Raw genomic sequence first — 540 nt, forward strand, 5'->3', positions numbered from 1 at the left:
CTTCATTTCTGGGCTTCGCCGAAGCTAACTCATCCACTTAACCTTCCAGCACCGGGCAGGCGTCAGCCCCTATACTTCATCTTACGATTTTGCAGAAACCTGTGTTTTTGATAAACAGTTGCCTGGGCCTTTTCACTACGGCTACACTTGCGTGTAGCACCCCTTCTCCCGAAGTTACGGGGTCATTTTGCCGAGTTCCTTAACGAGAGTTCACTCGCTCACCTTAGGATACTCTCCTCGACTACCTGTGTCGGTTTGCGGTACGGGTAATTAAGATCTCACTAGAAGCTTTTCTCGGCAGTGTGACGTGGAGCACTTCCCTACTAAAATTCGGTTCCCGTCGCGCCTTGTCCTTAGCGATAAGCATTTGACTCATCACCAGACTCAGCGTTTGGACGCACATTTCCAATCGTGCGCATGATTTAGCCTCCTGCGTCCCTCCATCGTTCAAACAATCTTAACTAGTACAGGAATATCAACCTGTTATCCATCGCCTACGCCTTGCGGCCTCGGCTTAGGTCCCGACTGACCCTGGGAGGA

Annotated in this window: 1 rRNA gene; it reads right to left on the minus strand. The window is 50.7% G+C overall.

The window, feature by feature from the left end:
• Positions 1–540, minus strand: a 23S ribosomal RNA gene (locus DXH47_RS11585); the annotation flags it as partial.

Origin of the sequence: Levilactobacillus suantsaii (assembly GCF_004115745.1) — a bacterium.
Taxonomy (GTDB): domain Bacteria; phylum Bacillota; class Bacilli; order Lactobacillales; family Lactobacillaceae; genus Levilactobacillus; species Levilactobacillus suantsaii.